Here is a 20,925-nt window from a genome sequence, read left to right on the forward strand (position 1 = left end):
CACGAGGCAACCGCGACTGACTCGAACGCACACCCAACCCAGGGGGAGCCCCCCGCCCGCCCCCACTCTCCGGGGTCACCGGGGTCAGGCCGCTTTCACACACGGAGGTTTGGGGGCGTTATGGCCGATCTTGGAGCCAAGGGTCAGGCGTTGTTCGATGCCCTCTCCGGTGCTGTCGTGAAGCACAAGGCCGCTACCGATTCGCTCATCTTGGAGGCGTGCCGCGCAGTCGACCGACTCGCTGATCTGGATGACGTGATCGACGGCAAGGGTGTTCTTGATCTGCTGAGGTTCCGACTGGCAGACGAGGAAGGTCGCGTCGCCGAAGTGAAGTTTGATGGCGTCCTCGCGGAGGCCCGGCAGCAGCAGACGACCCTCTCCAACCTCATGAAGGCGATCCTGCCGAATCTCGATCCGGCGGCTGGTGTGGCGAAGGAGCGTGACATTCTTGACGAGATCGCGCAGCGCCGTACTTCTCGGCGAGCAAGCACCTCCTCGGGTTCGGTTCGCGCCGGCGGCTCGAGCTAACTCATGGGAGGACGTTGCCGCGCTCTCGGCTGGGCTCGGGGTTGTCCTTGATGAGTGGCAAGAGGGTGTCTTCGAGGCGGCGATGGGTGAACGCTCGGATGGGCGCTGGGCATCTCGTCTCGTGGGGGTCTCAACCCCGCGCCAGAACGGAAAGTCGCAGCTGATTGTCGCGCGTGCTCTCGCGGGTGTCCTGCTGTTCGGCGAGAAGACGATCATCTGTTCCGCGCACCAGACCGATACGGCGCGTGAAGTCTTCCAGCGGCTCTTGGACGTGATCGACGACAACCCGTCTGTATCGAAGCGCGTCGAGTCGGTGATGAAGGCCCTCAACCGCGAGTACATCCGGTTCAAGGGTGGGCAGACGATCCGCATTAAGGCACGGTCGGTCTCAGGCTCGCGCGGCTTCTCCGCCGATTGCCTGCTGCTCGACGAGGCCCAGATCCTTGGGCGTCCCGCATGGTCTTCCATCCTCCCCACGATGTCGGCGCGCGAGAACCCGCAGGCATGGCTTCTCGGGACGCCACCGACGCCACAGGATGACGGCGAGGTCTTCGGCCAGCTTCGCGACCAGGCGCTCGACAAGACCGGACGCCGGCTGGCGTACCTCGAGTGGTCCGCGAGCACGGACGCTGACCTCGATGACGAAGAGTCGTGGCGATCAGCGAACCCCGCATACGGCACGCGTATCCAGCGTGAGGCTATCGAAGCTGAGCGGTCGTCGATGTCGGACGAGCAGTTCGCGATGGAACGCCTCGGCATGTGGTCCGCCGACTCTGTCGCGGTCGTTATCGACAAGGACTCGTGGTCCCGTGTAGCCGACCCTGCGTCGATGCCCGTCGACCGGCTGACGCTTGCTATTGACGTTGCCCCTGACCGCCGGATCGCCTCCGTCTCACTGGCGGGTAGGCGGGCTGACGGGCTCTGGCACGTGGAGCTCGACGACCAGCGCCGCGGCGTGGACTGGATTCCCGCGTGGGTGAAGTCGCGCGCGGAACGCAATCGCCTCCACGCCGTCGTAGTCGACGAGATGACCGGTCTCGTGGAGGAACGTCACGGCCGGAACTACCTGACTGGCACTGACGTTCAGGTGACGCTCGCAGCCGCTGAGGGCCGCGACATGGCGATCGCGTCCGGACAGTTCTTCGACGCCGTCATGGAGTCCGCTCCGAGACTGCGTCACACGGATCAGCCCCAGATGAATATGGCCCTTTCGGTCGCTCGCAGACGCCCCCTCGCGGGCGCGTGGGCGTGGAACCGCAAGGACTCTGACTCCGACATCACCCCCGTGGTGTCGGCAACGCTCGCCCTATGGGGTGCCCAGCGTGACGACGTAACGCGCCCAACACGGCGGCGTACTGATGAGCGGACGGCGGTGATCCTGTAGATGGACCAGTCGTTCAACATCCCCGCCCTCACCGACGACGAGAACGGGCTTGTGTCGGGTCTCGCGAAGCAGCTGAGCGACCGGTCGAAGCGGAACCAGATGCGGTCGGACCTGTATGACGGGAAGCAGGCGATCCGTCAGGTTGGGTCGGTGATCCCGCCGCAGTACTACCGGATGGGGCTCGCGCTTGGGTGGGCGGCGAAGGGTGTCGACGGTCTCGGCCGGCGGTGCAACCTTGATGGGATGGTGTGGGCGGACGGCGACCTCGATAAGCTCGGGTTCCCGCAGCTCGCGGATGAGAACTTCCTGTTCTCTGAGCTTTCGCAGGCCCGCACCGACTCGCTGATCCACGGTGTCTCCTACCTGATCACCACGCACGGTGAGGAGGGTGAGCCGACGGCGCTTGTGCACGCGAAGGATGCGCTGCACGCGACGGGTGAATGGAACGCGCGGACCCGTCGCCTCGACAACCTGCTGTCGGTAACGTCGTGGAAGGACAACCGGATCACCGGGTTTGTTCTGTACATCGATGGGGAGACGGTCTCTGCGGATCTCGCCGGCGGCAGGTGGGACGTGAACCGTTCGGAGCATGCGTGGGGTGTCCCGGTTGACCCGCTGATCTACCGTCCCCGCGCGTCGAAGCGCATGGGGCGGTCTCGTATCACCCGTGCCGCAATGTCGCACCAGAAGGCCGCTCTGCGGGCGCTGGTGCGCCTCGAGGGTCACATGGACATCTACTCGATCCCGCAGCTGTGGCTGCTGGGCGCGTCGGACCGGATCTTCAAGAACGCGGACGGTTCGCAGAAGGCCGCATGGCAGGTCGCGCTGGGTCGGATCTTCGGTGTGCCGGACGCCGCCCCGGAGGATGTGCCGCAGGGCAACAACGGCCGCGCGGACATCAAGCAGGTGGATGCGTCTTCCCCGGAGCCGCACCTCGCGCAGTTGAACGCGCTCGCGAAGCTCGAGGCCCGCGAGTTCGACCTGCCCGATTCGGACTTCGCGCTCACTGACATGGTGAACCCGACGTCCGCCGACTCGTACAACGCGTCTCGCGAGAACCTGATCGCTGAGGCTGAGGGTGCGATGGATGACTGGTCGGTCTCGATCCGTCGCACCGTGGCTCGTGCGCTCGCGATCCGGAACGGTGAGTCGGAAGTGCCGGCCGCGTTCGGGTCGATCAAGACGGACTGGCGGTCGCCGGTGTACCTGTCCCGTGCGGCTCAGGCTGATGCGGGAACGAAGCAGCTGGGCGCTGTGCCGTGGCTGGCGGAGACGACCGTGGGGCTGAAGCTGCTGGGGTTGTCGCAGGATCAGATCGACATGGCGATGTCGGAGAAGCGGCGCGCGCAGGCGCTGCAACTGGCGGGCTCGATCGGTGCGGCTGCGGCACGGTCGGCGACTAACTCGACGGGGTCGACGGATGTTGCTGGCGGACGTTGACGAGCACCGAACACTGATCACTGGGGTCACGAACCTCGCAGAAACCGATCTGACGGGGTACGTGACGTCGATCATCGGTGAGTCGCCCGAGAAGGTTGCGTCGCAGGTTCGGCCGGCCGCAACGGCTGTGATCTCCCAGTACGGGGAGGTCGCGGCGGTGTCGGGAGCATTGTTCTACGAGACGAACCGTCCTCAGCCGGGGTATGCGGCCCCGCTTGTGGGCGCGTCGATCGGGGAGGAGCTTGTCGCGGCGCTGGGATGGGCGTTGACGCCGTTGTTCAAACCGGACCTGTTCACCCCCGAGGATGCGGTGTCACGGTTGCAGGGTGTGGTTCAGCAGTATGTGGCGAACGCGGACCGGGCGACGATCATCGAGGCGGCACGCCGCGACCCGTTGAAAGCGTCGACCGTCCGGTATGCGCGGGTTGGTGCGTGCGCGTTCTGCGCGATGATGTCCGCCCAAACGGTGACCGGTTCGGGGCGTTGGCATGACCATTGCCACTGTGTGGAGGCACCGTCGTGGGATGCGGCACCGGCCCCTGAGTCCGCGCTGCGTGACCTGCACCGGGAACAGTACGAGGCGGCACGTAAGGCGCTGATCGACGCGCAGCGCTCCCACCCGGACTATGCCAGGTTGAGTCACCGCCGGTTCCTGCGCCAGCATCCGGAGCTTTCGGTGAACAACAAGAACCTCGCGCGCATGATGCGGGAGATGTTCGGGTACGAGAAATGACTTCTGACGTGAGATAATGGAAGCACGCCGCGGGGCGGGTTACACGTCGGTTCCTAGTCCGAGACGACACGGATGTTCTCCACTCGGAGTTACCCGTGCCCACCTGCATCGTCCCGAACTGTGAGCGAGATCGCCGACGTCGCGAGTACTGCGGGGCGCACTATCAGCGCTTCATGAAGTACGGCGACCCTCTCAAAGGCGCACCCTCGCCAAGAGCACAGTCGCCCGTCTGCGTCGCTCCGGGTTGCAACGCTCGCTCAGCCGCCCACAGCCGCTGTTCTAAGCACCTGTATCGGATGCGCAAGTACGGTTCGTTCGACTTGCCCTCCGTCTCACGTGATCTGAAGCCCCGCGTGACCGCGTTCGGCTACAAGGTCGTGTATCTGCCGGAGAGCCCCATGGCGAACTCGGGTGGGCTCGTGTTCGAGCATCGACTGGTGATGTCCAACCACATTGGGCGACCACTCACAAGCGATGAATCGGTGCACCACGTCAACGGGGATCGACTCGACAACCGGATCGAGAACCTCGAACTCTGGTCAAAGTCGCAACCGGCGGGCCAGCGCGTCGCAGACAAGATCGCGTGGGCGACCGAGATTCTCCGCACTTACGCGCCGCACCGACTGGCGCAATAAGACCACCCCAGCCGCATGGCAGGGCCAACCCGAAACGGGAGCACGAAATGACCACCGATACCGGCTCGAACGACACCTCTGCACAGGGGAACGGAACCACCGATACAGGCGATGGCGAGAACGTCGACTGGAAGGCGAAGTTCGAGGAAGCGCAGAAGCACTCCCGCACATGGGAGCAGCGTGCGAAGGACAACAAGAGCGCAGCCGACGAGCTCGCGACGCTGAAGGACTCGAAGAAGACGGTGGAGCAGAAGCTCGCCGATCTCGAGGCCAAGCATGCGGAGGCGGAAGCCCGGGCGCTGCGATCCGATATCGCGACGAAGCACGGGATCTCTGCGGAGGACCGTGACCTGTTCCTCACCGGTTCGGACGAGGCGACCCTCACCGCGCAGGCGAAGCGACTCGCGGAGCGGATCGCGGATCAGAAGAAGAACGGCAACCGTGCCCCGAAAGAGGGTCGGGCCGTCACCACAACCATTTCCCCCAAGGATGCGGCGAAACGCGAATGGCTCGCGTCGCTGACTGGGGACAACGCCTAGGAGGCAACCATGGTCACACTGACCACCAGCGACGTCACCCTCCCCACGCAGATCGTGGACGGGATCGTCGAGAAGTCCAAGACCGGGTCGACCATCGCCGCACTGTCCGGGCAGGAGCCCATGCGGTTCGGTGACGTCAACATCGTCACGTTCGACGACGACCTGACCGCAGAGTTCGTCGAAGAGGGCGGGGCGAAGTCGCCGGACGACGCGAAGCCGTCCAGCGTCGTCGCCGTGCCCCACAAGGCCGTCGTCAACTTCCGCACCAGCGACGAGTTCAAGGTCGCCGACGAGGACTATCAGCTCGGCATCCTCGACAAGTTCGAGGAAAAGTGCTCCCGTGCGCTCGCACGCGGCCTCGACCTCGGCGCGTACTACCGCATCAACCCGCGCACGGGCAACGCGGTCACGGGGTGGACGAACTACCTCAACTCCACCACCAACCGTGTCGAGAAGGGCGCGAACGCCGACCTCGACATCGAGGCCGCCGCCGGCCTCGTCATCGGAGACGGCTACAGCCCGACCGGTGTCGCGCTCGACCCGACCTACGCGTGGACCCTCTCTACCGCGCGCTACGCGGACGGCCGCAAGAAGTACCCCGAGCTCGGCCTCGGCATCGACGTGTCCAGCTTCGAGGGGCTCCGCGCATCGGTCTCGTCGACCGTGTCGGGCAAGCCGAAGGACGGTGACGCGGCCGACAACAAGGTCCGAGCCATCCTCGGAAACTTCGAGCAGGGCATTCGGTGGGGCGTGCAGCGCACGTTCCCGTTCCGCATGCTCGAGTACGGCGACCCGGACAACACCGGCCGTGACCTCGCGGGCCACAACGAGATCCTGTTCCGCGCGGAGGTCATCTTCGCCTGGTACGTGTTCGTCGACCAGTTCGCGGTCATCGAGGATCTGGTCTGATCATGGGCAGGTTCAAGAACGCGAACGGCGTGGTCCTGAACATCCCCGACGAGAAGGCGAAGCGGCTCGGGCTGGTTGCCGCTGGCGACGAAAGCACCAAGCCGGCTGCGTCGCACCGTCAGGCCCAGAAGAAGTCTGACAACTGAACGGAGAGGGGGCGGTCATGTCTGTGACACCCGCAAACATCGCGGTCGCGCTCGGCGTGACCGCCCCCACCTCTGGCTCCATCCAGGGGCAGCAGTGGCAGTTGTGGATCGATGACGCGACCATGCTCATCGACACCCGCGCCACACAACTGAACATCGACATCGACACGATCGACGACGCGAAACTCGACTACGTCGTCCGTGAAGCGGTCGTCGGGCACATCAAGAAACCTGATGACGCGACACAGGTGTCGATCACCGTCGACGACGGGACAACGTCGAAGTCGTACCGGTCTGGGAAGGGCCGCGTCAGCATCCTCGACGAATGGTGGGTGATTCTCGGGCTCACCGACCCGTCCGGGGCGTTCACGCTCGACATGGTCCCCAACCGTTCCCTGCACCTCCCGTGGTGCTCCCTGAACTTCGGTGCCACCTACTGTTCGTGCGGTGTCGACATCGCCGGCGTCCCGATCTACGAAGGCGCGGACGATGCTTGGTACTGACCTCACCGCGGGGCTTGTGACGCTCCGTGCGGAGGCCGAGTCGCGCATGACGGATGTGGTGCGGGCGGGGCTGTTCAAAGACGGCACGGACCCTGACACTGGCGACCCGACGCGTGTTCTCGTCATGGAACGGTACGCGGGGAAGGCTCGCATCCGGTGGGGGTCGCGGGAGGTTGCGACGTCTGTTGCAGCGAGCACACCGATCGGTGTGCAGGAACCGTACCTGTCGGTTCCGTTCGGCAGTGCACGCATCCCCGTGGGTGACGAGGTGGCTGTGGAGTCCTCCGAAGACCCTCTCATGATCGGGATGACGTTCCGTGTCGCAGGTAACCCGGTCGCGGGCGCTGTGACCGCGCACCGGTACCCGCTCGAGCAACTGTAGGGGGCGACATGGCTGATGATTTCTCGGAGTTGATGGAGCTCGCGGCGGATCTGACTGAGGCGCCAGCTGAGGCGTTGCCGTTCGTGAAGAAGGCGATGCGTGGTACCGCGATGGGGATCAAGAAGGCGTGGAGTGAGGACGCGAAAGTGGCCCGCGGTGAGGGTTTCTCGGTCGCGTACGCGTACTCGATCGACTTCGATGAGAAGGACACGGCGAACGGCCCCGAGGTGGAGATCGGCCCGAACCTCGGGAAGAACGGCGGTTCGGCGGGCTTCTTCGAGGAGGGCGCGTCTGTGGGTGCCCCGGCGAAGCATTCGGGACGTAAGGCGATGGAAGCGAACGAGGAAGACTTCCTCCGTGGTATCGCTGTGGCCCTGTATGACGGGACGACGCGGGCGGTCGTGAAGTGAGTGTCTGACCCGCATGGGATAATGTAAGCGGCCCCAAACCGGAAGCGTCAACTTCCGCCGGGGCCTAACCCAAGCAATCGACCTAACCGATTGGAGGGCTGCGATGCAGTCTACCGAACCCGAAATCTGGAAGCCCGTCGTCGGATACGAGGGCTACTACGAAGTCAGCGACCAAGGCCGTGTGCGTTCGCTGTCGCGGGTGGTGATCCGCGCCAACGGCACAAGGCTCACGATGCACGGGCGGGTACTGGCACTCCCTCTGACGCAGCGTGGCTACCCCTCGGTAGTGCTCAGCGTTGATGGCGCGAAGTATCCGCGCGTTGTTCATCAGTTGGTTCTGGAAGCGTTCGTCGGACCCCGCCCAGCGGGCGCAGAGGGATGCCATGGCGACGGCGATCCGACGAACAATGCAGCGTCGAACCTTCGATGGGACTCACACAGCGCGAACATGCACGACAGGGTCGCGCACGGCAACCACCCGGGCACCCAGAAGAAGCGGTGCCCTTTGGGGCATCTCTTGCAGCCGTTCAACTTGACGGCCACTTCGATGCGCAAGGGGATGCGAACGTGTCTGGCCTGTAGCCGCGCACGTGGTATGCGCTCCTACCGACCGGAGCCGTTCGAGCTCCTGGCGCACGACCGCTATGCCGCGCTGTTGCGCGGAGACCGTGACGGGAGGCGAAGTGCGAGCTGAGTTCGCGGCATTCAAAGCGAGGATTTCTAGTCACCCAGTCCTGTCGGGCAAGGTCCATGACGTGATCCGTCGGACTGACTCCGGGACCCCGATCCGCGCGAACTACGTTGCCGTCTCCTACGGACGCCCGGACCGGTTGGAAGGCCGCTACACGCAGATCGTGACCGCGGGAAACGATCGCCGCTACACCTGGGATGTAAAGGTCGTAGCAGTCAACCCGGACGGCCTCGCGATCCTCATGGAAGCGGTTCTCGACCAGATGTTGGGTCATGAACTGGCGGTCGATGGTCGCAAATGCACACCGATCACGGTCGTACCTGACGTAGATGACAACTCGGGGTACGACCGCACGACAGACCTGTACTACGACACCGTGTCGTTGCGGTTCTGGTCGCGCCCCGCCTGAATCACCAACATCTCGAGCCCTGCCGTCCGGTGGGGCTTTTTCTATGCCCCCTGCCGGCTCCCCGGCGGGTAACCGAGCCCCGGTTGTCGGGGAGATGAAAGGAGACGGCTATGCCGCTCGAGAACGTTCCCGCTTCCACCCAGTCCGATGGGCGTTGGCGTATCACGCAGGTTCCGTCCGGGTCGAACGCGAAGTCCGTCGCGATCCTGAACGGTGCGACCGCGAAGCCGATCACCTACGGCATCGTCGCGGGCGGCTGGGAGTACCAGCGCAACCAGGAGACCGTCCCGGACAAGCGCCTCACGCTCGTGCAGGATCTGTCCCGACCGGGCAAGGTGACCGAGACGCTCGAGATCACCGTCGTAGAGTCGGCCGACGTGGGCTCGGCGGACCGCATCCTCGCGGCGCTCGCGGAGTCTCAGGCGGAGACACAGTTCCTGGTGCGGCGAGCGCAGGCGAACGGTGACGCGCACGCGACCGGGCAGAAGGGCGACATTCTCACGGGTGTCGTCGGCGTGCGCCGGCCGCAGGCACCCGTGGAGAACGGTGTCGACACGGCGAAGTACTCGCTGTTCTTCACGAAGCCGACCGAAACCGACGTGACACTCGTCGCGTGATCAACCCCTGTGGGCGGCGTCCCTCACCGCGCCGCCCACAGGTTCACATGCAGGTGAGGGGATGGTGAGGAACCCATGGACATCGATGCACTGATCGCCGCGCAGAAAGCGACCCTCGACAAGGTGCGACCCGTCGACCAGGACGTGATGCTCGGCGACGAGATCGTGACGGTCCGCGTGTGGCCCCTTTCAGGGGTCGCGTGGCGAGACCTGACAGCGAAGCACCCGTGGCGGGAAGGTTCCGAGTTCGATCAGCAGCTCGGCTACAACCTGGACGGGGTGGTCCGTGACTACCCGAAGGTGTACCTCGTCGCTGACGGGGACCCCGTGAACGTCACCGACAAGTGGCCTGAGATCGTCGATGTCCTCACGGGCGTTGACATCAAGAACCTCGGGTTCGCGGTGTGGGGGCTGAACGAGTTCGACCCCGCGAACAGGATGGTGAGTGCGGGAAAAGCCTCGAAGGGCGGGCGGGCGAAGAAGCCGAGCTCGCCCGCGAACTAGGCGTCACCGTCCGGGAGTTGAACGGTTGGGCTCCCGCGCAGGTCACGTACGGTCACGACGGGAACGTCATCTCCACGACGGTCATGGAGCCACGGTTCACACCGGGCGAGGTAGCTATCCTCCTCGCGTCTCGGCGCGCGGAACGCGAACCCCGAGGCCGACATGGCATCCCGCTGGCGGAAGCGCTCGACCCGGCGAACCAGTTCGCGTATGAACCGGTCGGCCCGAACGTGGACTGGGCGCAGTCAACGATCAACGAAGCCGAAGCGGCATTCGAGAAGAACCGCGCGAAGGGTGACCACCGGGCGGTGATGTTCGGGGTGCGACGCCGTCAAGCTTTCTCGAACACGACCGGGCCGTAACCGTTCGCCCGCCCGTCGCTGAGAAGCCGGTATCCGCGCTGTTTAGCGCCGATCACGTACGTGTCGTACTTCAGTCCCACCATCGACACGTTCACAGACACGTCGGGGCGGCCGTCGAACTCTGCGTCGAGGATCTGCGCGGCGTTCGCCTCCGCTTTCCTCTGCTTCCGCTCGATGCCTCCGAGCATCAGGAACCCGAAGAACCCGAGCGTGGCGATGACGGCGACGACAAGAACGATGACCAGGACGGCTCCCATGCCGCGATTGTAGCGAGCCAGTAAGTGCCGCGGAAGGGAGCCTTCATGGCTGATCGGGTCGTCCGCGTCACGTTGTCGGCGCAGGTTGCGCAGTACATCACTGCGATGCAGGACGCCGCCGCGGCGACGAAGAAGGCCGCGGAAGAGGGCGCGAAGGTCGCCGAAAAGAAGGCCGCGTGGAACACACTGGGCAAGTCGATGGTCGTTGTCGGTGCGGCGATGACGGGCGTGGGTGTCGCGGTCGCGAAGACAGGCATCGAGTACAACACGCTGCAGCAGAAGTCCCGGGCGGCGTTGACGACGATGCTCGGCTCCGCGAAGGCAGCGAACGAGCAGATGGACAAGCTCGACACGTTCGCGCGGACGTCACCGTTCTCGAAGGCCACGTTCATCAGCGCGCAGCAGCAGATGCTCGCGTTCGGCATCGAGACGAAGAAGGTCATTCCGTACCTGGATGCGTTGCAGAACGCTGTGGCCGCGTCGGGCGGGTCGAACGCGGACATCGCTGGGCTTGTCGCGACGATGTCGAAGATCAAGTCGTCGGCGAAAATCACCGCGACGGACCTGATGGAGTTCGGTAACCGGGGCGTGGACGCTGCGGGGCTGATCGGTCAGGCGATGGGTAAGACCGGTGCGCAGATCCGTGAGGAGATCACCGCCGGCACTCTCGACGCGGATGTCGCGTTGGATGCTCTCGCGCAGGGCATGTCGGAGAAGTTCGATGGTGCTGCGGCGAACGTGAAGAACACGTTCGAGGGGTCGATGGACCGGGTACGTGCGGCTTGGCGGGACGTGTCCGCGGACCTGATGAAGCCGTTCGTGAACCCGAACGGCGGCGGCATGCTTGTCGACTTCATGAACAGCATCGCGGACATGATGCGCGCATTCCAGCAGCTCCCGGAACCGGTGAAGCTCGCCACCGGGGCGACAACCGCCGCGATCGGCGCGTTTGCCCTCGTCGGGGGGACGGCGATCCTCGCCGTACCGAAGGTGCTCGAGTTCCGCAACGCGCTGCAAGCACTGAACCTGTCGATGGGGAAGGTCGGTCTCATCGGGGGTGCCGCGGCGCTCGGGATCGGCGTGCTCGTCGGAGTGATCGCTGCGGTCGCGCAGGCGCAGGCCGACGCGGAAGCGAAAGCGCAGGCCTACGCTGACGCGCTCGACGCTGGCGGGGAAGCTGCACGGAAGCTCGCGCAGAACAACCTGCAGGTCAACAAGAGTCTCCTTGGTATCGACTTCGGCAACGCGTACGACAACGCGGAGAAGCTCGGTATCGGCCTCGATCTTGTCACCGACGCGGCGCTCGGCAACGAGGCCGCGATGAAGAAGCTCAACGCGGTTCTCGACGTCGCGACCGGTGGTGGTAGCGGAGCGCAGGCGATGGCCGACGAGCTCGGGATCAGTCTGCTGGACCTGTCCCAGTCTGCTGGTGTGCTCCGGGAGCAGGTTCAGGCGGAAGCGAACGCTCAGGACCGTGCGACGAAGCTGCGGCAGCAGGCGACCGGTGCCACCGACGAGGCCACGTCGTCTACGCAGGATGCGGCGGCGGCGTATCGGGATGCTGCCGATGAGGCGAAGAAGCTGAACGATGAGGTCATGAGTCTCGTCGACTCGATCAACCGTGCGAACGGGATCGGGCAGGACGCGGTCAGCACGAACGCGCAGTGGCAGGAGGGCCTCGCTGGGCTCACCGCTCAGGTGCAGGAGCAGCGGGACGCGTACGAGGAAGCGAACGGCACGACCGAAGGTTTCGTAGCGAGCCTGGATCAGGCGACGGCCGCGGGCTCCGCGAACGCGTCGATGCTCGCGGGTCTCGCCGGGGACGCGCAGGCCGCAGCTCAGGCGCAGTACGAGGTCGACCGGACCACGATGTCTGCGAAGGACGCGGCTGATAAGTACGCGGCGACCCTCGCAGACCAGCGGCAGAAGTTCATCGATTCTGCGGTGCAGGCCGGCTACAACGCCGATGAGGTGCAGAATCTCGCGGACAAGGTGTTCGCGCTGCCATCTTCGAAGGAAATCCAGATCCTGTCGAATACGGGACAGGCGCAGGATGCGATCAATCAGCTCATCTGGGCGAACGACGGTCGACGTATCACGTTGAATGTGCAGACCAACGAGACACGGCTGATCACCCCGGGAGGCATGACAGCGTCCTCCAACTATGCGGGCGGGTTGTACTCGCACGGGGTGAAGGCGTTCTACTCGGGTGGGTTCGCCTCGGGCATCTACAAGGGCGTTCAGGGTGGGATTCACAAGTTCGCAGAGTCGGAGATGGGCGTCCCGTGGGAGACGTACATTTCGGGGCGTGCTGCTGACCGTGAAAGCAACATCGGGATCTGGCAGGAAACGGGACGGAGGCTCGGGGCGTATGTCGGGTACGGCAGCGGCGGCGGTCCGACGGTGACGATCCGGCAGGACATCCACCCCTCTCAAAGGATGTCTGAGTCGGAGCTCGCGCGGATCGTAGCGGAGAAGACCCAGTTCGCAGTCAGGGGGGCGTAATGGTTCGTGCCACTCTCGGCGGTGTCGTGTTCGATGGGACCGCGGCGGACGCGACGTACACGATCGGTGATGACGGGTTGCGGGGCTGGTTCGGTGGAGTGTCGTCGCGGGTGGACCGTACGGTGCGGCCCCAGTCGCACGGTGAGTTCACCTCGCGTGGTCTGTTGTCGGGTCGTGTGATCACTCTCGAGGGCATGGTTCGGACGAAGCAGGATGGTGCCGCGCAGGAGACTGCGGTGAACGTCTTGTCGGGGTTGCTTGCCGATGGTGAGACTGATCGTCTGACGGTGGAGTCCGCCGCTGGTGTGCTGTGGGCTGACGTGCAGCGTCTGGACGAACCCGACACGCGGATACTGCTGTACGGGTCGACGGCCGCGTACCAGGCCTGGTTCCTCGCGGTGGACCCGCGCCGGTATGCGGATGGGGCGTGGCAGCAGACGGGGCCGGCGGTGCAGTCGGGCGGTCTGGTGTGGCCTGCGGTGTGGCCGTTGGTGTGGCCGGTGTCGGGCTCGTCGGGTCGGGTCACTCTCCAGAATCCGGGGAGGGCGCCATCGCCGGCAGTGTTCCGCCTGCTGGGGCCGTTCGATTCCGCGCTGATCACGTGTGTGGAGTCGGGCGCCCGGGTCGGGTTCAACCGTCCGGTTCCGGCGGGTTCGGTCGTGGAGGTCTCTGGGCGGCGTGCGGTGATCGATGGGCAGTCGGACGTGTCCCGCTGGCTCCAGTTCCGTGAGTGGACGGACGTGCCGGGAGGTGAGTCTCGGACGTTCCAGTTCGATCCTGTCGGTGGGGCTGCGGCGTTCATGCAGGGGAAGGTAGACCCGGCATGGTGGTGAGTGCGTTCTTGTTCGAGACGCGGGGCGGGCAGATCATCGCTGAGGTGGAGCCGGCGAAGTTCGACTGGTCGGTGCAGGCGAACACGCCGGAGACACTGTCGGCGACGTTCAAACCGTACCGGGGGTTGTCGAACTTCCTGACCCCGTGGAAGCATTCGCTGGCGTTCGATGTGGGTGGTTTGCTGTTGGGTGGTCCGATCCTCCCGGAGGATTACGACGGTGACTCGCATCAGGTGAAGGTGCAGGCGCGGGGTCTGGGGCTCATGTTCGACCGTGCGTACGTTCTGCCGGTGTCGGCGTTGTCGGCTCAGCTCGCGCCTGGCGGTGCGCCGGATCCAGCGTTCGACACGTCGATCAGTGGTGTCGATCTGGGGACGGTTGCGAAGCGGCTGGTGCAGCAGCAGTTGGCGTGGCCGGGGTGGACGGATATTCCGGTGATGCTCCCCGCCGATCGGGCCGGTGATGCGGAAAGGAACTACACGGCGGTCGAGTTGAAGTCTGTGTGGTCGGCGCTATCCGATCTGACGGGGGTGGAGAACGGTCCCGACATTCGGTTCCGGCTCACCCGCACGTCCCCGGACACGTTCGGGTGGACGCTCGAGACCGGCACCGCGGCTCAGCCTCGGTTGCAGGGTGAGGTTCCGTTGGTGTGGGAACCGGATGACACGTCTGGGTTGCAGGTGCGGTCCGACCCGCAGGTGATGGGGTCGATGTCGTGGTCTACGGGTGGTCGGTCGTCGGATAAGACCCTGATCCGGTCACTGTACGACCCGGACCTCGTGAGCCGGGGGTTTCCGCTGCTTCATCTGAAGTCGGATGCGTCATCGTCGACGGTCCTGGAATCGACGTTGGATTCGTGGAATGTGGAGACGCTGCGGACAGCGCGGGTGCCGGCGCAGTTCTGGTCGTTCAAGGTTCCGACGGATAGGTCACCGTTCCCGTTCGAGTACCGGGAGGGTGATCTCGCGCAGATCGTCGTCAGGGGTCACGAGTACCTCGACGACGGCACGTACACGCGCCGGATCGTGGGGTTGTCGGGCGACGAGTCCGGGTTCATCACGGTGACGTGTGGCGTCTATTACGGGGGTGTCTGATGGCTGATCCGTCGCCGGGGCGGGGTGGCGTCGAATGGCTGGTCGACCAGTTCAAGCAACTGAGCAGGCGGCTTGATTATCTCGAGGGACCGTCGGGGACACAGATCTTCAATGCGGTCCCGAAGCTGCAGGAGCAGGTCGCTGTTCTGACGGCGATGCAGCGGCGTGAGTATGCCGAGTGGGTGGCGTGGCTGACGGGCACGACCGGCTGGTATGCGTCGCCGTGCAGTGTACTGATCACCTCATCGACGGGTCGCATCGAGGTCGGGTACGGCGGATCGTTGAACGGCGGCAACGGGTACTTCTGTTACTCCGTCACGCGGGTTTCTGACGGTTCTGTGATCGTCGATCGGACTGTGATTCAGGGGAGCGCCGCGCAACGTGTCGCGGTGACGGGTGGGGCTTCTTTCACCCCGTCTGGGTGGCGGACAGCGCCTGTCGATGTGCCGGTCGATGTGCCGGTGCGGGTCGCGCTTGAGATCTATGGCGGTAGCACCGCAACCAATTTCGCGGGCGGCGCGGTGTCTGCCCGTGTCGTCGCATAAGAGGAGGACAGCATGACGCTGACACGGACTTTCCCGACGGACCGGGCGGCGGGTCTCCCGCTCGCTGATACGCGGCTGCTGGTCGCGGCGATGGTCGAGTCGGACACGACGGGTAAGCCGCGGGCGGGGGTGCTCCCGTCGCATTACAACCCGCTTGTGACGGGCACGACCGGGATGGCGTATCAGGTGGCTGCGTTCTCGGCGGTGACGACGCGTGCCGGGATGGGTGCGGAGCTCGTCGCGAACGATGGCGCGGCGACGGTGGCGACGACGGCCGCGCCGGGGGCGAACTCCCGCATCGACGTGATCTGGGTGCGCAGCCTGTTCACAACGACCGGTGATGCTGGGACCGACCCTGTGTTCGGTGTGACGCAGGGGACGGCTGCGGCGTCACCGTCGAAGCCGTCGATCCCGTCGGGTGCGCTCGAACTCGCGACGGCGGTGATCCTGTCGACCACGACGCAAACGTCTACGGCGGTGATCACGCAGACCCACCCGTACACGGCGATGGAGGGCGGCACGGTCGCGCTTCGGAATCAGGCCGAGATGGACGCGTGGGCGCCGGCGGATGGTGGGGTCGTGTATCAGATAGACGCGGCCTCAACCTTCCTTCGGGTGCGTGGCGGGTGGGTGATGCAGTTCTCCCCCCGGTCCATGGTCCGTACTCGTCAGATCGGCGCGACGAACACGTTCACGAACGCCACGGCCACGACGGATCTCCCTCAGTCGGGCGATGCCACGGCGCTTGCGGGGACGTTCGTGAAGCAATCGCCGCTGACGAAACTGATCGTTCAGGTCGCGGCGACCGTGCAGCTTTCGAGTGGGTCTGCGCAGGCGGGATTCATCGTGGTCAGAATCGGCGTCACAGACTACGACGTGGGCAGAATGCAGTTCCCGGCCGCCATCAACCGGCAGACGATCACAGGGATTTTGGAGATCACGGGCGTGCCGGCGGGGTCGCTCCCTGTGAAGGTGCGTTTTCGTGCGGCGTCAGCGTCGGCGTTCGAACTGTTCACCGACGACAGGGTGCAGTACTCGATCATGGAGGTCGCGCCCTAATGGCGACCCCAGCGGCCCTGCGCACTCTGGTGCAGCAGGCATATCCGGCCGCGAACTGGGACGGGGAGTGCGCAGGGTTCGCGTACCTCTGCTGTCGCCTGACCGGGACCGTCCGCCTCGCGTACCCGTCAGCGACCGCCGTGCGGGGTGACGAGATGACTCGCACCGTTTCCCCCGCCCCGTACGGGGTGCCGGGCCTCGAGTTCGGGAACACGTCCGAGTACCCGCCCGAAGGAGCATCACTATGAGCGCAGCAACCACGTACGCGCCTGACCGGATCGGGTACCGGTACGGGACCCCGGACAGTGCGTACTCGAAGGGCTACCACCGTGGCCAAGACGTGCGCCTCCGGGGACCGTACGGGTCCCTCGTCACGCAGGTCGACGCGATCGACGATGGCGTGGTGGTGTACGTGGGCCGTCCGAACGGGCTGCTGGCGTGGACGGTCGTCATCGACACAGGCCGCGCGAAAGGCCGTTACGAATCCCACTCGCACATGGCCGACATTTCGGTCGGCGTCGGTCAGCGAGTCTCGTCCGGGGACCGACTCGGCCGGAACGCCAAGATGAGCGAGGACCGCGGGTTCATCGACGGTGTCCACGATCACGTCACGATCACCGACTACCCGGGCGGGGCTTGGGAGACGTGGCGCGGCGAGTACGACCCGCTCCCGTTCATGCAGGCCGCGTACGCGCGCGCCACGCGGGGCGGTGCCGCTGCTGGCGGCGGCGCGAATACGTTTCAGCCCACCAATCAGATTCGACAGTCCGAGGAGGACGACATGGCTGGTCTCATTCAACACAAGGACCGGGGTATCGCGCTGATCGCGCCCGGATACTTCAAATCGGTCACCCCGGAGGAGCTGCAGATCGCGGTCGCCCGGTACGGGTGGCCGAAGGTGTACGACGACTCCCCGGTGGGGGCGCGCGAGTTCGACCTCGACGTGTCCCTCGCGGTGAACGGGTCCGGCGGGGATCAGCGGGTCCGGGAGCAGCTCGCCGCGACCCGCGATCAGGTGCTTGCCGCCGTCGTCAAGCTCCGCGGATGATCCGCCGCCTCGGGTCGGCGTCGGTGTGGGCGGCCGGCGTCGTCCCCACCGACGACCCGTGGCGGAACGCGAAACGGATCTGGCTGCCCCTGTTCGACGTGATCATGATCACCTCCGGCATCAACGCGATCGTGTTCGGGTCCCTGCTCCTCGACCGGCTGTACGGCGACTTCACCGACATCATCGGCGCAGCGTTCGTCCTCGTCGCGGCCGCGTGCCTGATCGGGGTGGTATGGCCGCGGATGTGGCCGGTGGAGATCGTCGGGAAGATCCTGCTCGTCTCGATGATCGTCGGGTACGTCGCAGCGATCATCCTGTCCCCGTCGCCGGAGCAGCTCGTGGCGAAGGAAGCCCCGAACTGGTTCATCGTGTCGATGATCCTCGGGCTGATCGTGTTGCCGATCATGCGGCTCGACAATCTGATCGATGAATGGGTTGAGCGGCGGGCGAAGCGGCGGTGGGAGGCCGCGGATGAGTAACGACGGCATCATCATCGCTCTCCTGTCGCTCGTGTCCGCTGCGCTGATCGCGCTGTTCGCATGGATCCGGTTCCTCCGCAAAGACCGCGCCGACGCGAACTCCGTCGAGGAGGGCACCATCTCCGCCCGGTTCAAGGATGCGGACGCGCTGATGCGGTACATCGACGACCGGGTCGACGAGCGCACCGCCGCCATGTCCGCCGAGCTCGACGCCGTCCGCGACACCCTGTCCACCGTGAAGCGGGAGAGTCACGAGGTGTACGACAGCCTCCGCGCATTCTGGTGGGCGTGCTGGGTCTGGGACCAGAAGGGCCGGCCGGGACCTCTCCCAACCCTTGACCCTGTGACCCTCGAACGGCTCGGCATCAAGGACCCGTTCGAAGACACCCAACCCGTCCGACCGAAGGAGACCCCATGAAGACCCTCTACCGTGCCGTTCTCGGCGTCCTGGCGGCGCTGTTCGTCGTCACCCTGATCGGTGCGCCCGCGTACGCCGCCGACGCGCCCACGGCGCCCGCGGCGGTCGCGTTCACGCTCGACCCCGCCACGGTCGTGCAGCTGCTGATCGCGTTCATCCTGCCCGTGCTCGTCGGGCTCGTGACCACCCGGGTCACGTCGTCTGCGATCAAGGCGTGGCTGCTCGCCGGCTTGTCGCTCGTGACGTCGCTGCTCGTCGAGCTCGCTCGAGCGATCGCGTCGGGCACGACCTACGACCTCGGTGTCGCGCTGCTCGCGGCTCTGCCCGCGTTCGTCGTGTCCGTGGCGACCTACCACGGCCTGTGGAAACCGACGGGTGTGGCGGAGAAGGCGCAGGACACGCTCATCACCGCCAAGGATGCCTGACCACCCAGCACGAATCGCCCCCGCCACCTCACTCGAGGTAGGCGGGGGCGATTCCAGTTGCATCGTGCGGTTGACGCTCCAACAGATAGGCCCCTCGGGTTGCACCGTCCCCCTGGTGCAGCCCGAGGGGCCGTTTCTCGTCGTTTACCCCCAGCGGCCGTCGAGTACGTCACCATCACCGGGATGCTCCACCCACGGGATGTCGATCGTCGCCCCGCACGCACGGCACTGGTATCCGCCGGCGATCATGTGCATGACGGTCCCGCAGTTGACGCACCGTGGCTGAGCACCGTCCTCGAGCTCGTCGTCCATGCCACTCCCCCGGAGTGTCGTTCTGGCGCATCGGCTACAGTGTCGGCTACACCTGGGTGTCTGTTCTGGTAGCGGGAGCGGGGCTTGAACCCGCGACCTCACGATTATGAGTCGTGAGGAAATAGCCTGTTTTGGCTTGCTATACGTCACATTTGGGGTATACGCTCTCAACTGTGGCCAACGGCACCCAATGGGAACCAACACCAATGGCTACACAATCGGCTACATCGGCTACACCTGGGAGGACCGAGCAGTGACGAACGTCGACAGCATGAGAAGAACCCCGCACCCGGCCGATGAGGTCGACCGATGAGGTGCATGATCCGGCGCTGTGACGCCGCCGCGACGACGCACGTCACTCTCGACCGCACTGGAGGCCCGAAAACCGGCACCGGGCTGGGTGGCGGTCATCCGACGCATGTCGAGGGCTCATACTGCTACCCCCACGCTTTCGAGCGCATGACCGACCCGACTGTGATCCCCGGCCACGAGCTTGCCGACTTCGGCGATACGTGGACGTTCCGACCGATCACCGAACCTAACCACGGCGAACAGGAGCAGAGCCATGCCTGACGGGAGCCCGATCGACCAGTGGTGGAAGTCGCACCGACCGCCTCGCTCGGTATCCCAAGCGCAGGCGCTCCACATGTTCGATGCTCGCCGCAACCGCGCCGTGTGTGGTCGACGCACAGACACGAAGCACATCGCTTTCCCGCCCGATGGTGTCGTGTCCTGCGCCGACTGCATCGCCGCGCTCGAATCGGGTGATCGGTCATGAGCGTCGTGCAGCCGAAGGACCCAGCACACATCGTGACCGTACCGCCGTCGGGCGGCGTGCCACCGTACTGCTCCTGCGGCGTTGTCGGTGGGCGCGGAACTCACGTCGACGGGAAGTCACTTCTCGCCGATCACATCAAGGAGGTGAATCGGGCGTGGACGAGCGATTCGCTATGAGCGTGGACGAGCTGCTCGACGGCATCCGCGATCAGGCGTACATCGCGCGCCGGTCGAAGGGTTCGAAGCGCCGCGCCGCGTTCGTGAGGCTGCTCGATCTGACCTCGACCGCCCGCGACTACGTCGTACTGGGCTTCCCGGAGCCGACGACACAACCGGGTGATCCGTCGTGAGCGGCTTCGTCATGAGCACCTGTCGAGGGTGTGCCGGCACAGGCCATGTGAGCCCGCGCTATGCGTTCGCTGGCATCTGCACGCGCTGCTGGGGCACCGGCAACGAGCCCGCACCGAAGACCGAGAACCACACGGATAGGAGCCCGAGATGACAGTCGCGAAGGGTCGGCACGAACACCCTCACCCGACACCGCATCTACGCTCACCCGCAGTCAGTCTCCAACCCGGAAGGTTCGGAGCAATGACGTGGTGGCACGGCGGGCGCTACCCACAATCTGGCATCCTCGCCCCACAACCCATGATGCGCTCAGGGCGACCGGGAGACGGGTTCGTTTACATCACGACCGACCGTGACCTCGCAGCCACGTACGCGGCTACACTGCGCGGGTCGTGGCTGATGGAGGTCGAGCCGCTCAGCGCTGTCGAAGCGGACCCCGAGTCAATGCTCGACACATCATTCCGATGCCTCTACGCGAAGGTGCTGCGCCGATACGAGCTATCGCGTGCCGAGCGGGAGCATCGCCGGGCGGTCATGTCTCGATTCGGTTATCCGGAAGAGAACGGGAGTCTACATGAGGGGTAAGGGTGAGTCTGCCGTCTACCGCGTCCCAGCCGACAAGTCGAAGCCACT

Annotated in this window: 29 protein-coding genes; 27 read left to right on the top strand and 2 right to left on the bottom strand. The window is 65.3% G+C overall.

The genetic code is table 11. The annotated features are described in order from the left end of the window. Positions 1 to 120: 120 nt before the first annotated feature. The 16 genes from F6X37_RS31940 to F6X37_RS32015 all read left to right on the top strand — a co-directional run bounded on the left by F6X37_RS31940 (position 121) and on the right by F6X37_RS32015 (position 10,192). Positions 121 to 528, top strand: a complete 408-nt coding sequence (locus F6X37_RS31940; RefSeq protein ID WP_187614036.1) for a hypothetical protein — start codon at positions 121 to 123, stop codon at positions 526 to 528. Between the two features lie 82 nt (positions 529 to 610). After that, positions 611 to 1,912 (top strand): terminase large subunit domain-containing protein, encoded by a 1,302-nt coding sequence (locus F6X37_RS31945; protein WP_187614037.1) that lies wholly within the window; start codon positions 611 to 613, stop codon positions 1,910 to 1,912. Further along, a complete protein-coding gene (locus tag F6X37_RS31950) occupies positions 1,913 to 3,352 on the top strand; it encodes a phage portal protein (RefSeq protein ID WP_187614038.1) in 1,440 nt (479 codons plus the stop codon). Next, on the top strand, positions 3,333 to 4,085 hold the full coding sequence (locus F6X37_RS31955) for a hypothetical protein (RefSeq protein ID WP_187614039.1): 753 nt from the start codon (positions 3,333 to 3,335) through the stop codon (positions 4,083 to 4,085). The genes F6X37_RS31950 and F6X37_RS31955 overlap by 20 nt, the downstream gene beginning before the upstream one ends. A gap of 296 nt (positions 4,086 to 4,381) precedes the next feature. Then, positions 4,382 to 4,720, top strand: a complete 339-nt coding sequence (locus F6X37_RS31960) for an HNH endonuclease signature motif containing protein (RefSeq protein ID WP_187614040.1) — start codon at positions 4,382 to 4,384, stop codon at positions 4,718 to 4,720. 47 nt (positions 4,721 to 4,767) lie between these two features. Then, positions 4,768 to 5,259, top strand: coding sequence for a hypothetical protein (locus F6X37_RS31965; protein ID WP_187614041.1), 492 nt, complete (start codon positions 4,768 to 4,770; stop codon positions 5,257 to 5,259). Between the two features lie 9 nt (positions 5,260 to 5,268). Next, a complete protein-coding gene (locus F6X37_RS31970) occupies positions 5,269 to 6,168 on the top strand; it encodes a phage major capsid protein (protein WP_187614042.1) in 900 nt (299 codons plus the stop codon). 2 nt (positions 6,169 to 6,170) lie between these two features. Beyond that, positions 6,171 to 6,314: a hypothetical protein gene (locus F6X37_RS31975; protein ID WP_187614043.1), complete on the top strand. Its 144-nt coding sequence runs from the start codon at positions 6,171 to 6,173 to the stop codon at positions 6,312 to 6,314. A gap of 17 nt (positions 6,315 to 6,331) precedes the next feature. Then, positions 6,332 to 6,817 (top strand): hypothetical protein, encoded by a 486-nt coding sequence (locus tag F6X37_RS31980; protein ID WP_187614044.1) that lies wholly within the window; start codon positions 6,332 to 6,334, stop codon positions 6,815 to 6,817. After that, positions 6,804 to 7,199: a DUF6093 family protein gene (locus F6X37_RS31985; RefSeq protein ID WP_187614045.1), complete on the top strand. Its 396-nt coding sequence runs from the start codon at positions 6,804 to 6,806 to the stop codon at positions 7,197 to 7,199. Before F6X37_RS31980 ends, F6X37_RS31985 begins: the two co-directional genes overlap by 14 nt. 8 nt (positions 7,200 to 7,207) lie before the next feature. Beyond that, entirely contained in the window at positions 7,208 to 7,609 is a 402-nt protein-coding gene (locus tag F6X37_RS31990; protein WP_187614046.1) for a hypothetical protein, read from the top strand. Positions 7,610 to 7,712: 103 nt separating this feature from the next. Beyond that, positions 7,713 to 8,303 (top strand): NUMOD4 motif-containing HNH endonuclease, encoded by a 591-nt coding sequence (locus F6X37_RS31995; RefSeq protein ID WP_187614047.1) that lies wholly within the window; start codon positions 7,713 to 7,715, stop codon positions 8,301 to 8,303. Further along, on the top strand, positions 8,293 to 8,709 hold the full coding sequence (locus F6X37_RS32000; RefSeq protein WP_187614048.1) for a hypothetical protein: 417 nt from the start codon (positions 8,293 to 8,295) through the stop codon (positions 8,707 to 8,709). The genes F6X37_RS31995 and F6X37_RS32000 overlap by 11 nt, the downstream gene beginning before the upstream one ends. A 110-nt stretch (positions 8,710 to 8,819) precedes the next feature. Then, positions 8,820 to 9,326: a hypothetical protein gene (locus tag F6X37_RS32005; protein ID WP_187614049.1), complete on the top strand. Its 507-nt coding sequence runs from the start codon at positions 8,820 to 8,822 to the stop codon at positions 9,324 to 9,326. A gap of 75 nt (positions 9,327 to 9,401) precedes the next feature. Next, entirely contained in the window at positions 9,402 to 9,830 is a 429-nt protein-coding gene (locus tag F6X37_RS32010; RefSeq protein WP_187614050.1) for a hypothetical protein, read from the top strand. An 83-nt stretch (positions 9,831 to 9,913) separates the two neighbouring features. Continuing rightward, positions 9,914 to 10,192 carry a hypothetical protein gene (locus F6X37_RS32015; RefSeq protein ID WP_187614051.1) on the top strand — a complete coding sequence of 93 codons (279 nt, stop codon included), beginning with the start codon at positions 9,914 to 9,916 and terminating at the stop codon, positions 10,190 to 10,192. Here F6X37_RS32015 and F6X37_RS32020 read toward each other — a convergent pair. Further along, complete coding sequence (locus F6X37_RS32020; protein ID WP_187614052.1) at positions 10,162 to 10,449, bottom strand: hypothetical protein; 288 nt, start codon at positions 10,447 to 10,449, stop codon at positions 10,162 to 10,164. The genes F6X37_RS32015 and F6X37_RS32020 overlap by 31 nt on opposite strands. A 45-nt stretch (positions 10,450 to 10,494) precedes the next feature. Here F6X37_RS32020 and F6X37_RS32025 point away from each other — a divergent pair, with 45 nt between their 5' ends. The 9 genes from F6X37_RS32025 (at position 10,495) to F6X37_RS32065 (ending at position 18,855) form a co-directional block, all read left to right on the top strand. Next, on the top strand, positions 10,495 to 12,954 hold the full coding sequence (locus F6X37_RS32025; protein ID WP_187614053.1) for a tape measure protein: 2,460 nt from the start codon (positions 10,495 to 10,497) through the stop codon (positions 12,952 to 12,954). Continuing rightward, entirely contained in the window at positions 12,954 to 13,787 is an 834-nt protein-coding gene (locus F6X37_RS32030; protein ID WP_187614054.1) for a hypothetical protein, read from the top strand. The genes F6X37_RS32025 and F6X37_RS32030 overlap by 1 nt, the downstream gene beginning before the upstream one ends. After that, positions 13,778 to 14,881: a hypothetical protein gene (locus tag F6X37_RS32035; protein WP_187614055.1), complete on the top strand. Its 1,104-nt coding sequence runs from the start codon at positions 13,778 to 13,780 to the stop codon at positions 14,879 to 14,881. Before F6X37_RS32030 ends, F6X37_RS32035 begins: the two co-directional genes overlap by 10 nt. Then, on the top strand, positions 14,881 to 15,426 hold the full coding sequence (locus tag F6X37_RS32040) for a hypothetical protein (RefSeq protein WP_187614056.1): 546 nt from the start codon (positions 14,881 to 14,883) through the stop codon (positions 15,424 to 15,426). The genes F6X37_RS32035 and F6X37_RS32040 overlap by 1 nt, the downstream gene beginning before the upstream one ends. Before the next feature lie 12 nt (positions 15,427 to 15,438). Then, positions 15,439 to 16,485, top strand: a complete 1,047-nt coding sequence (locus F6X37_RS32045; RefSeq protein WP_187614057.1) for a hypothetical protein — start codon at positions 15,439 to 15,441, stop codon at positions 16,483 to 16,485. A 244-nt stretch (positions 16,486 to 16,729) separates the two neighbouring features. Beyond that, the gene (locus F6X37_RS32050) at positions 16,730 to 17,533 is read left to right on the top strand and encodes a M23 family metallopeptidase (protein WP_187614058.1); all 804 of its coding nucleotides are present in this window, start codon (positions 16,730 to 16,732) and stop codon (positions 17,531 to 17,533) included. Next, on the top strand, positions 17,530 to 18,012 hold the full coding sequence (locus F6X37_RS32055) for a hypothetical protein (RefSeq protein WP_187614059.1): 483 nt from the start codon (positions 17,530 to 17,532) through the stop codon (positions 18,010 to 18,012). Before F6X37_RS32050 ends, F6X37_RS32055 begins: the two co-directional genes overlap by 4 nt. Next, on the top strand, positions 18,005 to 18,430 hold the full coding sequence (locus F6X37_RS32060; protein ID WP_187614060.1) for a hypothetical protein: 426 nt from the start codon (positions 18,005 to 18,007) through the stop codon (positions 18,428 to 18,430). The genes F6X37_RS32055 and F6X37_RS32060 overlap by 8 nt, the downstream gene beginning before the upstream one ends. Continuing rightward, positions 18,427 to 18,855 (top strand): hypothetical protein, encoded by a 429-nt coding sequence (locus F6X37_RS32065; protein WP_222944998.1) that lies wholly within the window; start codon positions 18,427 to 18,429, stop codon positions 18,853 to 18,855. The genes F6X37_RS32060 and F6X37_RS32065 overlap by 4 nt, the downstream gene beginning before the upstream one ends. A 144-nt stretch (positions 18,856 to 18,999) precedes the next feature. Here F6X37_RS32065 and F6X37_RS32070 read toward each other — a convergent pair whose 3' ends face one another. Next, positions 19,000 to 19,167, bottom strand: a complete 168-nt coding sequence (locus tag F6X37_RS32070) for a hypothetical protein (protein ID WP_187614061.1) — start codon at positions 19,165 to 19,167, stop codon at positions 19,000 to 19,002. Between the two features lie 318 nt (positions 19,168 to 19,485). On the opposite strand from F6X37_RS32070, the gene F6X37_RS32075 reads away from it, so the two are divergent. Continuing rightward, the gene (locus tag F6X37_RS32075; RefSeq protein WP_187614062.1) at positions 19,486 to 19,740 is read left to right on the top strand and encodes a hypothetical protein; all 255 of its coding nucleotides are present in this window, start codon (positions 19,486 to 19,488) and stop codon (positions 19,738 to 19,740) included. A 377-nt stretch (positions 19,741 to 20,117) separates the two neighbouring features. Further along, positions 20,118 to 20,294: a hypothetical protein gene (locus F6X37_RS32080; RefSeq protein WP_187614063.1), complete on the top strand. Its 177-nt coding sequence runs from the start codon at positions 20,118 to 20,120 to the stop codon at positions 20,292 to 20,294. Positions 20,295 to 20,925 lie beyond the last annotated feature (631 nt).

Origin of the sequence: Paraburkholderia sp. 31.1, assembly GCF_014397645.1 — a bacterium.
Classification (GTDB): Bacteria; Pseudomonadota; Gammaproteobacteria; order Burkholderiales; family Burkholderiaceae; genus Paraburkholderia; species Paraburkholderia tuberum.

Coding starts and splice junctions, on each gene's coding strand:
- F6X37_RS31940 (WP_187614036.1), top strand. CDS start 121: ATGGCCGATCTTGGAGCCAAGGGTCAGGCGTTGTTCGATGCCCTCTCC.
- F6X37_RS31945 (WP_187614037.1), top strand. CDS start 611: ATGGGTGAACGCTCGGATGGGCGCTGGGCATCTCGTCTCGTGGGGGTC.
- F6X37_RS31950 (WP_187614038.1), top strand. CDS start 1,913: ATGGACCAGTCGTTCAACATCCCCGCCCTCACCGACGACGAGAACGGG.
- F6X37_RS31955 (WP_187614039.1), top strand. CDS start 3,333: ATGTTGCTGGCGGACGTTGACGAGCACCGAACACTGATCACTGGGGTC.
- F6X37_RS31960 (WP_187614040.1), top strand. CDS start 4,382: ATGCGCAAGTACGGTTCGTTCGACTTGCCCTCCGTCTCACGTGATCTG.
- F6X37_RS31965 (WP_187614041.1), top strand. CDS start 4,768: ATGACCACCGATACCGGCTCGAACGACACCTCTGCACAGGGGAACGGA.
- F6X37_RS31970 (WP_187614042.1), top strand. CDS start 5,269: ATGGTCACACTGACCACCAGCGACGTCACCCTCCCCACGCAGATCGTG.
- F6X37_RS31975 (WP_187614043.1), top strand. CDS start 6,171: ATGGGCAGGTTCAAGAACGCGAACGGCGTGGTCCTGAACATCCCCGAC.
- F6X37_RS31980 (WP_187614044.1), top strand. CDS start 6,332: ATGTCTGTGACACCCGCAAACATCGCGGTCGCGCTCGGCGTGACCGCC.
- F6X37_RS31985 (WP_187614045.1), top strand. CDS start 6,804: ATGCTTGGTACTGACCTCACCGCGGGGCTTGTGACGCTCCGTGCGGAG.
- F6X37_RS31990 (WP_187614046.1), top strand. CDS start 7,208: ATGGCTGATGATTTCTCGGAGTTGATGGAGCTCGCGGCGGATCTGACT.
- F6X37_RS31995 (WP_187614047.1), top strand. CDS start 7,713: ATGCAGTCTACCGAACCCGAAATCTGGAAGCCCGTCGTCGGATACGAG.
- F6X37_RS32005 (WP_187614049.1), top strand. CDS start 8,820: ATGCCGCTCGAGAACGTTCCCGCTTCCACCCAGTCCGATGGGCGTTGG.
- F6X37_RS32010 (WP_187614050.1), top strand. CDS start 9,402: ATGGACATCGATGCACTGATCGCCGCGCAGAAAGCGACCCTCGACAAG.
- F6X37_RS32015 (WP_187614051.1), top strand. CDS start 9,914: ATGGAGCCACGGTTCACACCGGGCGAGGTAGCTATCCTCCTCGCGTCT.
- F6X37_RS32020 (WP_187614052.1), bottom strand. CDS start 10,449: ATGGGAGCCGTCCTGGTCATCGTTCTTGTCGTCGCCGTCATCGCCACG.
- F6X37_RS32025 (WP_187614053.1), top strand. CDS start 10,495: ATGGCTGATCGGGTCGTCCGCGTCACGTTGTCGGCGCAGGTTGCGCAG.
- F6X37_RS32030 (WP_187614054.1), top strand. CDS start 12,954: ATGGTTCGTGCCACTCTCGGCGGTGTCGTGTTCGATGGGACCGCGGCG.
- F6X37_RS32035 (WP_187614055.1), top strand. CDS start 13,778: ATGGTGGTGAGTGCGTTCTTGTTCGAGACGCGGGGCGGGCAGATCATC.
- F6X37_RS32040 (WP_187614056.1), top strand. CDS start 14,881: ATGGCTGATCCGTCGCCGGGGCGGGGTGGCGTCGAATGGCTGGTCGAC.
- F6X37_RS32045 (WP_187614057.1), top strand. CDS start 15,439: ATGACGCTGACACGGACTTTCCCGACGGACCGGGCGGCGGGTCTCCCG.
- F6X37_RS32050 (WP_187614058.1), top strand. CDS start 16,730: ATGAGCGCAGCAACCACGTACGCGCCTGACCGGATCGGGTACCGGTAC.
- F6X37_RS32055 (WP_187614059.1), top strand. CDS start 17,530: ATGATCCGCCGCCTCGGGTCGGCGTCGGTGTGGGCGGCCGGCGTCGTC.
- F6X37_RS32060 (WP_187614060.1), top strand. CDS start 18,005: ATGAGTAACGACGGCATCATCATCGCTCTCCTGTCGCTCGTGTCCGCT.
- F6X37_RS32065 (WP_222944998.1), top strand. CDS start 18,427: ATGAAGACCCTCTACCGTGCCGTTCTCGGCGTCCTGGCGGCGCTGTTC.
- F6X37_RS32070 (WP_187614061.1), bottom strand. CDS start 19,167: ATGGACGACGAGCTCGAGGACGGTGCTCAGCCACGGTGCGTCAACTGC.
- F6X37_RS32075 (WP_187614062.1), top strand. CDS start 19,486: ATGATCCGGCGCTGTGACGCCGCCGCGACGACGCACGTCACTCTCGAC.
- F6X37_RS32080 (WP_187614063.1), top strand. CDS start 20,118: ATGAGCGTGGACGAGCTGCTCGACGGCATCCGCGATCAGGCGTACATC.